The organism is Solibacillus sp. FSL R7-0682 (assembly GCF_038005985.1).
GTDB lineage: Bacteria > Bacillota > Bacilli > Bacillales_A > Planococcaceae > Solibacillus.
The window spans coordinates 358336-372305 of record NZ_JBBOUI010000001.1 but is presented as its reverse complement, the minus strand read 5'-3'; the positions used below and the strand labels follow the sequence as shown (position 1 = coordinate 372305).

The 13970-nt window shown below is 37.6% G+C and carries 13 protein-coding genes; 5 read left to right on the top strand and 8 right to left on the bottom strand.

Annotated features, from left to right (window positions below):
- Window positions 1–4: 4 nt before the first annotated feature.
- From MKZ17_RS01910 to MKZ17_RS01885, 6 genes are all read right to left on the bottom strand, one after another.
- Window positions 5–2146: a DUF4129 domain-containing transglutaminase family protein gene (locus MKZ17_RS01910; protein ID WP_340722127.1), complete on the bottom strand. Its 2142-nt coding sequence runs from the start codon at window positions 2144–2146 to the stop codon at window positions 5–7.
- The gene (locus MKZ17_RS01905; RefSeq protein ID WP_340722126.1) at window positions 2146–3327 is read right to left on the bottom strand and encodes a DUF58 domain-containing protein; all 1182 of its coding nucleotides are present in this window, start codon (window positions 3325–3327) and stop codon (window positions 2146–2148) included. The genes MKZ17_RS01910 and MKZ17_RS01905 overlap by 1 nt, the downstream gene beginning before the upstream one ends.
- Entirely contained in the window at window positions 3324–4268 is a 945-nt protein-coding gene (locus MKZ17_RS01900; protein WP_340722125.1) for an AAA family ATPase, read from the bottom strand. Before MKZ17_RS01900 ends, MKZ17_RS01905 begins: the two co-directional genes overlap by 4 nt.
- A 187-nt stretch (window positions 4269–4455) precedes the next feature.
- Window positions 4456–4794 carry a hypothetical protein gene (locus MKZ17_RS01895; RefSeq protein WP_340722124.1) on the bottom strand — a complete coding sequence of 113 codons (339 nt, stop codon included), beginning with the start codon at window positions 4792–4794 and terminating at the stop codon, window positions 4456–4458.
- Between the two features lie 182 nt (window positions 4795–4976).
- Window positions 4977–5804 carry an ammonia-dependent NAD(+) synthetase gene (nadE, locus tag MKZ17_RS01890; RefSeq protein WP_340722123.1) on the bottom strand — a complete coding sequence of 276 codons (828 nt, stop codon included), beginning with the start codon at window positions 5802–5804 and terminating at the stop codon, window positions 4977–4979.
- 15 nt (window positions 5805–5819) lie between these two features.
- Window positions 5820–7286 (bottom strand): nicotinate phosphoribosyltransferase, encoded by a 1467-nt coding sequence (locus MKZ17_RS01885; RefSeq protein ID WP_340722122.1) that lies wholly within the window; start codon window positions 7284–7286, stop codon window positions 5820–5822.
- Between the two features lie 400 nt (window positions 7287–7686).
- On the opposite strand from MKZ17_RS01885, the gene MKZ17_RS01880 reads away from it, so the two are divergent.
- The 5 genes from MKZ17_RS01880 (at window position 7687) to MKZ17_RS01860 (ending at window position 12141) form a co-directional block, all read left to right on the top strand.
- The gene (locus MKZ17_RS01880; RefSeq protein ID WP_340722121.1) at window positions 7687–8028 is read left to right on the top strand and encodes a P-II family nitrogen regulator; all 342 of its coding nucleotides are present in this window, start codon (window positions 7687–7689) and stop codon (window positions 8026–8028) included.
- A gap of 31 nt (window positions 8029–8059) precedes the next feature.
- Window positions 8060–9367: an ammonium transporter gene (locus MKZ17_RS01875; protein WP_340722120.1), complete on the top strand. Its 1308-nt coding sequence runs from the start codon at window positions 8060–8062 to the stop codon at window positions 9365–9367.
- Window positions 9368–9576: 209 nt separating this feature from the next.
- Window positions 9577–10302, top strand: coding sequence for an ABC transporter ATP-binding protein (locus MKZ17_RS01870; RefSeq protein ID WP_340722119.1), 726 nt, complete (start codon window positions 9577–9579; stop codon window positions 10300–10302).
- On the top strand, window positions 10299–11057 hold the full coding sequence (locus MKZ17_RS01865; RefSeq protein ID WP_340722118.1) for an ABC transporter permease: 759 nt from the start codon (window positions 10299–10301) through the stop codon (window positions 11055–11057). The genes MKZ17_RS01870 and MKZ17_RS01865 overlap by 4 nt, the downstream gene beginning before the upstream one ends.
- 112 nt (window positions 11058–11169) lie before the next feature.
- A complete protein-coding gene (locus MKZ17_RS01860) occupies window positions 11170–12141 on the top strand; it encodes a proline dehydrogenase family protein (protein ID WP_340722117.1) in 972 nt (323 codons plus the stop codon).
- A 51-nt stretch (window positions 12142–12192) separates the two neighbouring features.
- Here MKZ17_RS01860 and MKZ17_RS01855 read toward each other — a convergent pair whose 3' ends face one another.
- Both MKZ17_RS01855 and MKZ17_RS01850 read right to left on the bottom strand, forming a co-directional pair.
- Entirely contained in the window at window positions 12193–12798 is a 606-nt protein-coding gene (locus tag MKZ17_RS01855; RefSeq protein ID WP_340722116.1) for a response regulator transcription factor, read from the bottom strand.
- A 1-nt stretch (window position 12799) separates the two neighbouring features.
- Complete coding sequence (locus MKZ17_RS01850; RefSeq protein WP_340722115.1) at window positions 12800–13930, bottom strand: ATP-binding protein; 1131 nt, start codon at window positions 13928–13930, stop codon at window positions 12800–12802.
- Between the last annotated feature and the right edge of the window lie 40 nt (window positions 13931–13970).

Genomic DNA, 13970 nt, shown 5'->3' with positions numbered 1-13970 from the left:
AAAATCAACTGCTAGTGCGATTGATTAAATATTCCCAAATTTCTTTCACTTCATTCGTGTTAAAATTATTGGAAACGCCAGCATAAATCACTTCTTCATAAACAGCTGTCAACTCACTCATTTTTGTCGTTTCAAGTCGGTCATCAACTCGTTTGGCATATTGCTTCAGCGTTTCATCCTGCCTACGTTTTAAATCAATTCGTTCTAATTGCTTTAATAACACAAAATAGCTGTCTTCGAATGTTGACGCATCCTTTAATTTTGAACGATTCCTTTGAATCGCTAACTTCGGTTGCCATTTGCCGCGTAACTTCCATAGAGCAAAAATAGCGATTAAAAGAACGATTGCTATAGCATATAAAACCCATTTATATTGTGAAAAATTGAAGGCTACACCCGAACCAGTCGCTGTATTCTTTTGTACTTCTGGCTTCTCTACTTCTGGTGTTTCCGCATCCTCAGCGTTAGGTATTACCTCTTCTTCATCATTTTGAAGATCCATATCGTAATCAATATTCACTGGATTACTAAAGCCAATTGTCGGCTCAAATGGGACCCAGCCAATACCATCAATATACGCTTCTACCCAAGAATGGGCATCATTATTTTTCACCTCATACGTATGAATCCCATTAGAGCTTGTAATACGCTCTCCACTTGCAAAACCCTTTACCCATCGCGCTTGAATGCCGACTGCCCTTAACAGTACAGCCATCGATGTAGAGAAGTTATCACAATATCCTAATTTCGTTTCAAATAAAAACTGATCGACGTAATCCTCATCTGCATCCGGTTTAGCTACATTTTGCGTCTCGTATGCAAAACCACTTCGCTTAAAATAGTCCTCAATTGCTCTCGCTTTATCATAGACACTATCATGCGATTCGGTAATCTCATGTGCTAAATCAATTACACGCTGTGGTAATTTATCTGGTAATTGCAAATAACGTGGATCATTTTGATAGGAAGTCGTCATTGTTTTTAACGTAGTAAAACTATGCTTAGGCTCTTTAAATGTAAGCGCATAGGCTTCTTGCATTACATCCTCACCATTAATGAACACACTCATTTTTTCACTACTTTTATTAAACTTGATTTCGCTTTCTGGACTATTTAGTTGATAGTTCGTCGTTCCATAAGCTTGCAATAAAAACGGGTGGTTCTCTAATGAACGAACTTCAACGGTTTGCTCTTCTCCCGACCCCGGTGCAATTGAAAGGGGGACATCATTGTAAACAGGCAAAATTTCTGTTGCATTTGTGTTTTCTGACTGAATCCATCCTTTTGATGTGTAATAATCCTTCGTTTCGACACGCCAATATTGACGAATTGGCGTTTTAACTTCAAACACCACTGTATTGTCGCCAGCAAAAGGGCCTCCTAGATTTTCATCATTATTCCCATAGCCAACTGTAGCGACCGATGAATTAGAATCACCAACACCAGCGACCCCCTTTAAATAAGGGACTGGGTCCGGCCATTGTGGTTCAGCCTTTGGTAATAGGACCGCAACAATACCGACTACCATTACTAGAACAACTATTGGCATGGCATACGTAAAATAGCTCCGCCAATCTTTTTGCATATTCGTTGCCTGCATTAAACGTTTAATAAAGAGGACCGACGTCATAACAAGGCCCAAAATCATAACTTTAATAATCGCCATCGTGCCGTCATACCCCGTAAATGTATCAAGTGTTGCAATAAAAAATACTGTTAGTACTAAAAAATAGTAAATTGTTAGACGAACTGTTACCCAGTGCTGAATTAAATAGATTAGCATCCAAATTAATAAAAAGAATAGGCTTGTCCTAAATGGATCGCTTACTAAAATCCAATCCCCCGCAAGCAACACGTTTAGATTGTAGTTCAGTTCATTAGATAAAAACTGCATTGTAGTTAAGGTTCCGTCATTGTATACAAACATAGTAAACCATGTTATATACACAATTTTAATTGGCCAAGAAAAATAAACTCGCAATTTAAATACACCTAGCAATAGACAAAGCGCAATAAACATTAAAAATAGCGACAAATAGCCAGTATCCGTCAGCATCATTATCGGGATGAGCCACTCACGTAAGATCAAAAAAATAACTGCATAAAAAATTAACTGTTCAATAATTTCGGAAGTACTTTTTTTCATTAATACTTCACCTCCGAATAGTTCGTTTTCAACCAATCATTGGTCACATAATGCACTTGATTTTTCCCCATAAGCTTAACTTGCTCCACGTTTTCATTGACTACAAAGCATTGCACCTTATTTGCAAATCTTCCATCAGAATTGAGTACTTCAATTAAATCTGGCATTAGCTCACCTGTTATAATCACAATGACTGAGCGGTTCATTGTTTTTTGTTCTTGATAAAGTAAACGGTCTACAGCAAATTGTGCATCTGGCTGCATCAGCACTAAATGTTGCATTACCTTCTCAAATTGACTATCCGTTTTAATAACTGGTGCAAAATAGCGATCTATCCCAACACTTAAAAAGGACACTTCTCCACGTTCCTTAATCATTTTTTGAATATAGGAAGCTGCAAAATCGACTACCTGTTCAAAATTTTTCTGAATGGATCGATCGATTAATATAAATGTATTTTGCGACTGCTTATCTTCAAACTCTTTTGTACGAAGCTCCCCATTTTTTGCAAAGGACTTCCAATGCACCCAAGAAAATCGATCTCCAGGCACATATTCTCTTACTCCTGTTGCCATCGTTGTATCTTTAATTAAAGAATACTGCAACATTGCCGCCCCTTGGTCATATTGCATACGCATTGGAATCGTTTTTACATCAAATACTTTTGGATAAACTAAAAACATTTGCGGACTTTCCAGCTCGATATGACGAATCGTCCAACCCAAAAAATCTGCACATGTAAACTGCAATCCTTTAAAATGGTGCTCTCCGCGCTTTAGTTCCTTTAATTCATAAGACCATTCGAATTCACGCTTCCAGCCAACTAAAAATAATTTATTCGCATTGCCATTTAACGCTTCGTAAAAACCATCCTTCATCGGCATTTCATTAACCGTCATAAAAATAATTGGAAACCAGCTTTTATTGCGAAATTTAACGGTAACGAGAACATCATCTCCACGTTCTAATCGTCCCTTTGAGAATGTCCTCGAAATTTCTGCCATCCGGATCGGTACGAGCGCTAGTAAAATCGAATAAATTGAAAATGGTAAAATCGTAAAAAATACAAACCAGCTAACAAAGCCCCCCTGGAACATCGCATAGCAATACGTAACGAGGAGTAGCAAGATGACTATTACAAGTCGTCCTCCATGGTGAAAAAATTGCTTTAAACGTTTCATTCCGCAACATACCTTTTCACAGGAACGTGTACGTAACGCAATACACTTTCGATTACTTGTTCTTCTTTCACATTTTCATAGCGTGCTTCAGGCTTCAAAATGATCCGGTGACCAAAAACGAATTTCGCTAAATATTGGACATCATCTGGCAATACATAGCTTCTTCCTTTCATGAAGGCATAGGCTTGGGAAGCACGCATTAAGGCGATGGAAGCACGTGGACTTACACCTAAATAGATTTTCGGATGAAAACGTGTATTTTGGGCTAATGATACGATGTATTCTTTAATATTATCCTCTACATGAATTTCTTTTACTTGTTGCTGTAATTCTATTAAGTCCTCAATTGTTAATACAGCTTCAATTTGTTCAATTGGTGTCGTCTTTTCTGCACGACGTAACACTTCAATTTCCTCTTCCTTTGTTGGATAACCCATTTTTATTTTCAATAAGAAGCGGTCCAATTGCGCTTCTGGTAATGGATACGTTCCTTCATATTCGATTGGGTTTTGTGTTGCCATAACGAGGAATGGCTTTGGTAGCTTAATCGTTTCCCCGTCTACAGTAATCGAACCTTCCTCCATACTTTCAAGCAGTGCTGCTTGTGTTTTAGGAGATGTACGGTTAATCTCATCAGCAAGCACGATATTTCCAACAATCGGTCCTGGACGGAACTCAAATTGTAACGTTTTAGGATTATATACAGATACACCAATTACATCTGAAGGAAGTAAGTCTGGTGTAAATTGAATTCGTTTAAAGGATGCACCTAAAGATTTGGATAATGCGCGTACCATCATTGTTTTACCTACTCCTGGGACATCTTCTAACAAAACATGTCCACCTGCAAGTAACGACACTATGCTCAACTCAGCAATTTCTCTTTTCCCGATCATTACTTTTTCGATATTTCTGATAACTTTTTCGATTTGTTCATTCATATTATGTCCCCCTGTGATATATCTACTGATACTTTAATATTTTTATAGGTCACAAAAACTTCATAATCAAAGCATAACGAAAAGAATTTTTTAGTACAACTGTTTACATTCCAAAATTTTGAAAAATATACAGGGCGCTACTCTAAAAAAATAAAATCACCCGACTAATACTTATAGTCAGGTGTTTTTAAATGGATGTACGATAGGTAGTAATACGTCGTTGTAATTTATTCATTGCATTGGCACGTGTGGAGCAATGTATTAATTGATTTAGTGTCTTAACCGAGTTTGAGTTAAACTGCATTCCCTTCACTATAAGCCTTGCTTTATTTTGGACTAACTTTTTTGGTTTCGGGATGTGGCTATTCTTTTTTGTATGTCGCTTGTTTTGCTGCTCTCGTGATTGTCTAAAATGATCATGCATCCCACTATTGATTGCATCAGCAAAGTGGGTATCTGATAGAACTTTACGTGTCGCATTTCGGTAAACACTGCTATGGGTGCCTGTAACTCTAGATGTTCTCATCGCGCCCCCTCCTTTAAGTGTTCTTAGGTATATATATCGACGATTTCACAATATATTTAATCTCACTTTAAGACATGTGTAACTGTTCATTCAATTTTCATATATCGCCAAACCTATGTATAGGTATATTTTCCCGAAAAACAAAAAATCACGCTACCTTTACAGGTAACGTGATCTCACCATTATTTCCAAAACGTATCAAAAATTGTTATCGGTAAATTACGCTTATGCATCGAACGAATATAATGACCTTCAAGCGTTGTCCGCGCATCTCCAGGAATTGATTTTCCTTCTAAATAATCATCAATTTGCTCATAAGTTAAACCAAGTGCCACTTCATCTGGTAGCGACGGTCGATTCTCTTCTAAATCTGCAGTTGGAGTTTTTTGATATAAATGCGGTGGACAATTTAAATGCTTTAGTATTTGACGCCCTTGACGCTTATTTAAGCGGAATATCGGCATTAAATCCGCTCCGCCATCACCAAATTTCGTGAAAAACCCTGTAACTGCTTCAGCTGCATGGTCTGTTCCTAGTACAACACCACTATTCATTGCGGCAATGGAAAATTGTACCTTCATACGTTCACGTGCCTTTTCATTGCCTTTTGCAAAGTCACTTAGCTCAATGCCTGCAGCTGATAATGCTGATACACTTGCATCTACCGCTTCTTTAATATTCACTGTATAAATTTTTGTTGGACCTATATAATCTAGCGCATCTTGACAATCTTTTTCATCGGCTTGTACACCATATGGCAAACGTACAGCCCAAAACGAATAATTAGCTTCATCCGATTCTTTATTTAATTCGTCAATTGCCATTTGCGCTAATTTACCTGTTAGTGTGGAATCTTGCCCCCCACTTATTCCTAATACAAAGCCTTTTACAAATGGATGTTTCTTGGCATATGCCTTTAAAAAGTCTACCGATTTTCGAATTTCTTGCTCTACATCAATTGTAGGTAATACTTTTAATTCATCAATAATTGCTTGTTGCAATGTATCCACTGTCAACACTCCTTATTATTGTTCAAGTTCCGATACCATATTGCGGACTTCTTGAATATTACGCATTTTGTTGTCCCAGCATTTTTGACTTAAGTCTACTGGGTATTCTTCAGGATTTAGTGAACGTTTATATTCATCCCAAAGTAAATCTAAATTTCCCTTTGCATATTGACGGATTTCCATTAATGACGGACTTTCATAAACAACCTTACCTTGGTCAATTACTTTTTTGTGTAACTCCTTCGCCTCGAAATTCGTTACAAATTTCGAAACGAACGTATGCACAGGATGGAACATTTTAATGCGATCCTCAGTAGCTGGATTTTCATCCACCATCGTAATATAGTCTCCTTCAGATTTACCGTTTTTCTTATTAATAATACGGTACACCTTTTTAAGACCAGGTGTTGTTACTTTTTCTGCGTTGGCAGAAATTTTAATCGTGTCTTCCATTTCACCGTGTTCATTTTCAATCGAAACCATTTTATAAACGGCACCTAATGCAGGCTGATCATACGCTGTAATTAACTTCGTGCCGATTCCCCACATATCGACACGAGCTCCTTGTGCTTTTAAATTTAAAATGGTGTATTCATCTAAGTCATTTGATACGATAACTTTTGCATTCGGAAAACCAGCTTCATCTAACATACGACGAGCTTCCTTTGAAAGAAAGGCAATATCACCACTATCCAAGCGAATGCCGATGAAATTAATTTTATCTCCAAGCTCCTTCGCCACTCTTATTGCTGTAGGCACGCCAGATTTCAAAGTATTATACGTATCGACTAAAAATACACAGTTTTTGTGTCGCTTTGCATAGGAACGAAAAGCATCATAGTCATTTTTATAAGCTTGCACTAATGCATGGGCATGTGTTCCCGATACTGGAATATCAAACATTTTTCCAGCTCGTACGTTAGACGTGGATTCGAAACCACCTATAATGGCTGCACGCGCTCCCCAAATAGCAGCATCCATCTCTTGTGCACGACGAGTACCAAACTCCATACCAACTTCATTTTGAATAACTTGCTTAATACGACTCGCCTTAGTTGCAATTAATGTTTGATAGTTCACGATATTCAGTAATGCAGTCTCAATTAGCTGTGCTTCTACTAAAGGTGCCTCAATTCGAACGATTGGCTCATTTGCAAAAACAAGTTCCCCCTCAATCATCGAATACATTGTTCCAGTAAAACGAATCCCTTTTAAATACTCAATAAAGTCTTCCTGATAATGAAGCTCTTCACTTAAATAGGCGATATCTGTTTCACTAAACTTGAAGTTTTTTAAATAATCTAGCATGCGTTGTAAACCGGCAAAAACTGCATAGCCGTTGCCGAATGGTAACTTTCTAAAGTACAGCTCAAAGACCGCTTTACGGTTGTGAATCCCGTCAGCCCAATAACTTTCCGCCATATTAATTTGATATAAATCTGTATGCAAAGCCAAACTATCGTCTACATACTTTTCCTTCATACTAGTTCCCTTCTTCCAAAACATAATTAGTCATAGTATACACTATCTCGAAATAATTCGAAGTACGTAGCACCTTTTTCTTTGGATGTAATATTTCTTTACATAATTTTCGCAATTCACAAGTCACTATTCCCTTCCTTTTATTTTCCCTAAAGTCCGTTTTTAAAAACGTCTGCTTCCAATTAAACTACTTCTATACACCTACTTTTTTAAATTCTTTTTCTCCAAAACAGTCTCCAAAAGAACGAATCCCTCCTTAAAACGCCCGTTATTTCTCGTTATCTCACAATTCGATAAATTTCATCGAAAATACATGTTAGTTTTTCTTACATAAAGGGATTGATTTCTATGAAATAGAGTATTATCATGTTAGATAACATAACACAAGGAGTTGTTGAACATGAAAAAAATCGAAGCAATTATTCGCCCGGAAGTGTTCGCAAAAGTTCGTGAAGGATTAGCTCTTGAAGGTATTGATGGTTTAAGCATTTCAGAAATTGCTGGTGCAGGTCGTCAAGAGGGGCGTATCGGTTTATTCCGAGGTAATTCCTACTCAATGGAATTTTCTCAAAAATTAAAGTTAGAGATGGTTGTAGACAACGCCAAGGTTCAAGCAATTATAGATGTTTTATTACGTGACGCCTCAACTGGAGAAGTAGGAGACGGAAAAATCTTCATCTATCCAGTTGAGCAAGCAATTCGCATTCGTACAAAAGAACTTGGCTCGATCGCCATTGATTAATTAACGCTCGATACAAAAGGAGGAAGCTTTTATGACAAATGAAGCATTGGAACTTTCAATAAATTTAGTTTGGGTGATGCTCGGTGCATTTTTCGTATTCTTCATGCACGCAGGATTCGCAATGGTAGAGGCCGGGTTTACTCGCTCTAAAAACGCTGTAAATATTTTAATGAAAAATATTTTAACGATTTCAATCGGAGGTATCGTTTACTTTGCAGTTGGTTATGCCATCATGTTTGGCGATAGCGCTGGTGGCTTTATCGGAAGCTCAGGATTTTTCTTACAAGGTGTAGACGATATCGCCTTCTTCGTTTTCCAAGCAATGTTTGCCGCAACATGTGCAACAATTATTTCAGGTGCTGTCGCTGAACGTACAAATATCATGGCCTACATGGCTTTAGTTGTAGTGATGACAGCTATTATTTATCCAGTAGTAGGTCACTGGATTTGGCAGGGAGATGGCTGGTTAACAGCTTTAGGCTTTACTGATTTCGCCGGTTCTACTGTAGTACATTTAACTGGTGCTGTTGGTGCATTAGTTGTAGCGGCTATGGTTGGTCCTCGTGTCGGTAAATATGCAAAAGGTGTCGTGAACGTTATTCCTGGTCATTCTATTCCACTTGGTGCATTAGGTGTATTCATTCTTTGGTTAGGTTGGTACGGATTTAATGGTGCATCTACATTAGCTGCTGATCCTTCTTCTGTACCTGGCGTTATTGCTAATACATTTTTAGCTGCATCTGCTGGTGTTATTTCAACAGCTTTCTATACACGTTTCCGCTTTGGATATATTGATGGCTCTTTAACATTGAACGGTGCTTTAGCTGGCTTAGTAAGTATTACTGCCGGCGCAGCAAATTTAAGCATTGTTGGTGCCATCATCGCTGGTTTTATCGGTGGTATCATTTTAGTCGAAGCTGTTCGCTTCATTGAACATAAATTAAAAGTTGATGATCCAGTAGGTGCAATTGCTGTACACGGTGTAGCAGGTATCTGGGGTACATTAGCGGTTGGTTTATTCGACATTACTGGTGGCGGATTATTTTACGGTGGTGGCGCTACATTATTAGGAGTACAAGCACTTGGTGTAGCAGCAATTATCGTATGGACTGCTGGAACAGTCGCGATTTCAACATATGTGATTAAAGCATTCGTTCCATTACGAGTATCTCAAGAGGATGAAGTAGAAGGTTTAGATATGGCAGAGCATGGTGCTTCCGCTTACGAATTCCAAGATGTATTTAAAGGTGTTACAAAATCATCTGATAGCTTTGCACAACGCTTAACGAATCTAGGTAAACCAACCGGATCTGGTAATGTGCAAGAAAAACGTATTTAACTATTGGGTTCCCGAATTCCTTTAGCCTTCCCCTAAAGCTAAAGGCAGAGCATGCCCCCTAACATGCTCTCGAATCATTCTTTCAAAATATAATAAATGAAAAAGACTAGTTCACACCCCCAATTTGAACTAGTCTTTTTTCTGTCTTTGCATTCCTCTATTTTTCAGATTATGCTTATTATAGAACTTTTGTTTTAAAGGGGTGCAAGATGGCAAACAAAGCAATCCACTTCGAAAATGTATCGTTCGAAGTAAATAACAAAAAAATTATTCACCACGTAACCGGCACTATACATAAAGGAAAAATTACGACACTAATCGGTCCTTCTGGTGCGGGGAAAACTACGTTATTAAAAATGTGTAACGGTCTCATTTCAACAACATCTGGCACAATTACTGTAAATGGCGAGGCAATCGAAGCAATAGAACCAACTAAATTGCGGCGCCATGTTGGCATTGCATTACAAGCAGCCCCTATATTAAAAACTTCGGTTTATGAAAATTTAGCATTACCACGTAAGCTCCAACAGCAATCACTTTCGAAAGAAGAGGCCCTGCACTTTTTAAAAAATGTAGGACTAGAAGAGGAGTTTTTAATGCGCGAGGCATCTGATTTATCTGGTGGTCAAAAGCAAAAGCTATCAATCGCAAGGACATTAGTCAATCAATCCGAAATATTACTATTAGATGAAATCACCTCCGCGCTAGATCCTAAATCCGTCCGTGAAATCGAAGAATTAATTGTACAATTAAATAAACAATTTCGGGTAACAATCATATGGATTACACATAATATTGAGCAAGCAAAAAGGCTTGGTCATTTTACATGGCTTTTAAAAGATGGCGAACTTATCGAAGCTGCTGAAACAAACAATTTATTCAAATCATCTAATGAAGTTGTACAGCAATTTTTAAAACGAGGTGACGATTTATGACGTATACTTCGTTGTCATTAACATTATTATTCGTCTTTATCCCACTTATTTTATCGAAAACATTAAAACTTGGATTAGAGCGTGACACCATTATCGCTACAGTACGCTCGGTAATCCAGCTTCTCGCAGTCGGATATTTACTGAACTTCATTTTTGAATCAGAAAGTATTTTGTATATCATACTAATGATTTCATTAATGATTGTTGCAGCTACATTAAATGCGCGCAAAAAGGGAAAAGATATACCAGGTATTACGTGGAAGCTAATCGTCACATTATTATCAGTAGAAACGGTCATTATGGGTGTGCTTCTCGGATTACAAATCATCCCTGCAACAGCAAATTTCATTATTCCAATTAGTGGGATGATGATTGGCAACTCAATGGTCCTGTCTATCCTATTTTTGAATCGATTTAAAGCTGAAATTGATGCGAATGAAGATGCCATCGAGCTTATCTTATCCCTTGGTGGCACACCGAAACAGGCCATCCATCAGCAGTTAATAAATGCGATCAAAGCAAGTATGATTCCAACAGTTGAAGCGCAAAAAACGATTGGACTTGTCCAATTACCAGGTATTATGAGCGGGCAAATTATTGGTGGGGCGAATCCTATTCAAGCTGTACAGTTTCAAATCTTAATTATTTTCGCTTTGCTAACCTGCGCAACACTTTCATCCATCATATTGGGCTTTTTAGTATATCCAACTTTATTTAATGAACGTATGCAAAAGTTAAAAGTAATTGAAAAATGAACAACGTCCCACGCAGTATTCCCGAATTACTATATGGTATAATTTTTGTAGCACTTTACCGTAAGTAACGGTGATTAGAATTGAAACACTTGAACAACAAGGAGATGTTTTTATGGCACTACGCGATTTTTTCATTGCATTATCTGAAAACCAAACTCTTAGTAACACTGCACAAAAATACGGGCTTAAGCTTGGTGCACAAAGTGTTGTCGCAGGTACAACAATTCCTGAAGTAATGGAAAGCATTAAACAATTAAACGCTCAAGGAATCTCTTGTACAGTCGACAATTTAGGTGAATTCGTGTTTGAAGAAGCCGAGGCAACGAAAGCTAAAGAAGAAATTTTAACAATAATTGAAGCAATTCATGCAGAAGGCGTTGATGCACATATTTCATTAAAACCATCTCAGCTTGGCTTAGATATTGATATCGATTTTTGCTATGACAACTTACGTGAAATCGTTGAGCGCGCCTATGAATACGGCATCTTCGTCAACTTTGATATGGAGGATCATAAGCGTCTCCAACCATCATTTGATATGTTAGAAGAATTAGCAAAATCATTCGATAACGTCGGTACAGTCATCCAAGCGTATTTCCATCGAGCAAAGGATGACATCGAGCAATTTAAAGAGTATCGTCTACGTATCGTAAAAGGTGCATATAAAGAGACTGCTGACATTGCATATCAAGACAAACTAGATATTGATATTAACTTTATCGAGCTCATTGAATACCATTTAGCGCATGGTGGCTTCACATCGATCGCAACCCATGATCATAACATCATTAAACACGTGAAATATTTTGTTGAGGAATATGATATTCCAAAGGATAAATTTGAATTCCAAATGCTTTACGGCTTCCGTAAAGACTTGCAGCTGGAATTAGCTCGTGAAGGTTATCAAGTTTGTGTGTATGTTCCTTACGGTAAGGATTGGTATGGCTACTTCATGCGTCGTTTAGCCGAACGTCCACAAAACTTAAACCTCGTAACAAAGCAAGTGTTCAACAATAAAACGAACACACTTCTTGCCGTTGCAGCAGGTGCCTTCGTTTTAGGTAGATTAACAAAGAAAAAATAACTACACAAAAATCCCTCACCCATTTGAATCTCAAATAGATGAGGGATTTATTTATTTATTCCAGCCCTTTTCTTTAAAGCGAGCAATCGCTTCAATACGGTTACCGACCCCAAGCTTATCTAATATTGTAGAAATATAGTTCCGCACAGTGCCGGCTGATAAAAATAACTCTGCCGCAATTTCTTTTGTCGTTTTTCCTTCTGCGACAAGCTCTAGCACTTGGCTTTCTCGATCTGTTAGTGGGTTTTCGCTATCATCTTCATAGACGAAATCTACAAGCTCCGGCGCATAAATTCTACGCCCGTCCATTATTACTCGTATTGAATTTACAAGCTCCTCAATTGGACTATCTTTTAATAAGTAACCTCTAACACCAGCCTTTCGGGCACGTTCAAAATAGCCCGGTCGAGCAAAAGTTGTTAAAATGATAATTTTACAGTTACTTCCTCTTAACGCTTCTGCTGCATCTAATCCTGTTTTAATAGGCATTTCGATATCCATAATACAAATATCTGGTTGCAAGTCATTGACCATTTTGACCGCTTCTTCTCCGTTTTTAGCAAGGCCCACTACCTCTATATCATCTTCCATACTTAATAAAGATTTCATCGCACCAAGTAGCATTCCCTGGTCCTCTGCTATGACTATTCGAATCATGTCATTTCTCTCCTTTTTGATGCGTAATCGCCAATGGAATTTGCATCGTCACTGTTGTTCCTTCATCATTTTCAATTTCAATCGTTCCATTTAAAAATTCAATACGTTCCTGCATACCTTTTAAGCCATTACCACCATCTAAACGGTTTGTCCGTTCAAATCCTGTTCCATTATCTTGAATGGTTATTTTAAATTCATCATCACTTTGATAAAAATGAATTCGACAAATCGTTGCTTTACTGTGCTTTACGATATTCGTAACTGCTTCCTTTAAACACATGCTAATGACGTTTTCTGTTAAAGTGGGCATTTTAATTTCTGTCACATCACCATGTAGGCGAAGCTTTATTTGTGCTGCCTTTAAAATTTGCTCCACTCTGTAAAGCTCTTCTTCAATGCGTACCGTACGCATATCCGCTACAAGCTCCCGTACTTCTTTTAAGGCCACACTTGCAGTTTGGCGAATATCTTTAATTTCTAATATGGCCTGCTGTGGATTTTTCTCTACTAATCGCGCAGCCAAATCACTTTTCAAGCCAATCATTGATAACTTTTGACCAAGTGTATCGTGTAAATCACGGGCAATACGCTGGCGCTCCTCATGTATCGTCAATTCTGAAATTCGTTCGCGGGCAGTTTCTAGCTCGCCTTCTAAGTTTTCTCGTCTTGTTCTTGAATAGAGCGTAAACGGTAGTAATACAACACCTAGAACATTAATGATGATGAAAGGTGTTTGCATTAAAAATAAATCAAGAAAAATGAAGTATCCACCTACAATTGAAAGTACAGTAAAACCAATATGTAACCCATACATAATATAAAATCCAACCGATTGCCTAATATTACCAATAAAAAACGCCGTAAACAACGATAAATACACGTATCCAAACATTAATGTCATGATGATATTAAGAATCATTTGGAAGCTAATCCACATATACTTCACACCGTTTTTAGCACGGAATGAAAAATAATGACATAAAAAATAAAATAATATTAACACTATTCCCAAAATGATTTGCCACAGTGAAAAAGACTGTATGATGAAGAAAAATGGCATTACACAAAAAATAATCCATATATATATACTTAACATCGGGCTTTTTGGGATGATACTATACCAAGTTTGCATAATAGCCTCAATTCTTTTTTGTTTTCATTATAACAAAACA

Excerpts from the sequence above, each read along its gene's own strand:
- MKZ17_RS01905 (WP_340722126.1), bottom strand. The coding sequence starts at position 3,327 with ATGAAACGTTTAAAGCAATTTTTTCACCATGGAGGACGACTTGTAATA.
- MKZ17_RS01875 (WP_340722120.1), top strand. The coding sequence starts at position 8,060 with ATGACAAATGAAGCATTGGAACTTTCAATAAATTTAGTTTGGGTGATG.
- MKZ17_RS01895 (WP_340722124.1), bottom strand. The coding sequence starts at position 4,794 with ATGAGAACATCTAGAGTTACAGGCACCCATAGCAGTGTTTACCGAAAT.
- MKZ17_RS01885 (WP_340722122.1), bottom strand. The coding sequence starts at position 7,286 with ATGAAGGAAAAGTATGTAGACGATAGTTTGGCTTTGCATACAGATTTA.
- MKZ17_RS01865 (WP_340722118.1), top strand. The coding sequence starts at position 10,299 with ATGACGTATACTTCGTTGTCATTAACATTATTATTCGTCTTTATCCCA.
- MKZ17_RS01860 (WP_340722117.1), top strand. The coding sequence starts at position 11,170 with ATGGCACTACGCGATTTTTTCATTGCATTATCTGAAAACCAAACTCTT.
- MKZ17_RS01870 (WP_340722119.1), top strand. The coding sequence starts at position 9,577 with ATGGCAAACAAAGCAATCCACTTCGAAAATGTATCGTTCGAAGTAAAT.
- MKZ17_RS01880 (WP_340722121.1), top strand. The coding sequence starts at position 7,687 with ATGAAAAAAATCGAAGCAATTATTCGCCCGGAAGTGTTCGCAAAAGTT.
- MKZ17_RS01900 (WP_340722125.1), bottom strand. The coding sequence starts at position 4,268 with ATGAATGAACAAATCGAAAAAGTTATCAGAAATATCGAAAAAGTAATG.
- MKZ17_RS01855 (WP_340722116.1), bottom strand. The coding sequence starts at position 12,798 with ATGATTCGAATAGTCATAGCAGAGGACCAGGGAATGCTACTTGGTGCG.
- MKZ17_RS01850 (WP_340722115.1), bottom strand. The coding sequence starts at position 13,930 with ATGCAAACTTGGTATAGTATCATCCCAAAAAGCCCGATGTTAAGTATA.
- MKZ17_RS01910 (WP_340722127.1), bottom strand. The coding sequence starts at position 2,146 with ATGAAAAAAAGTACTTCCGAAATTATTGAACAGTTAATTTTTTATGCA.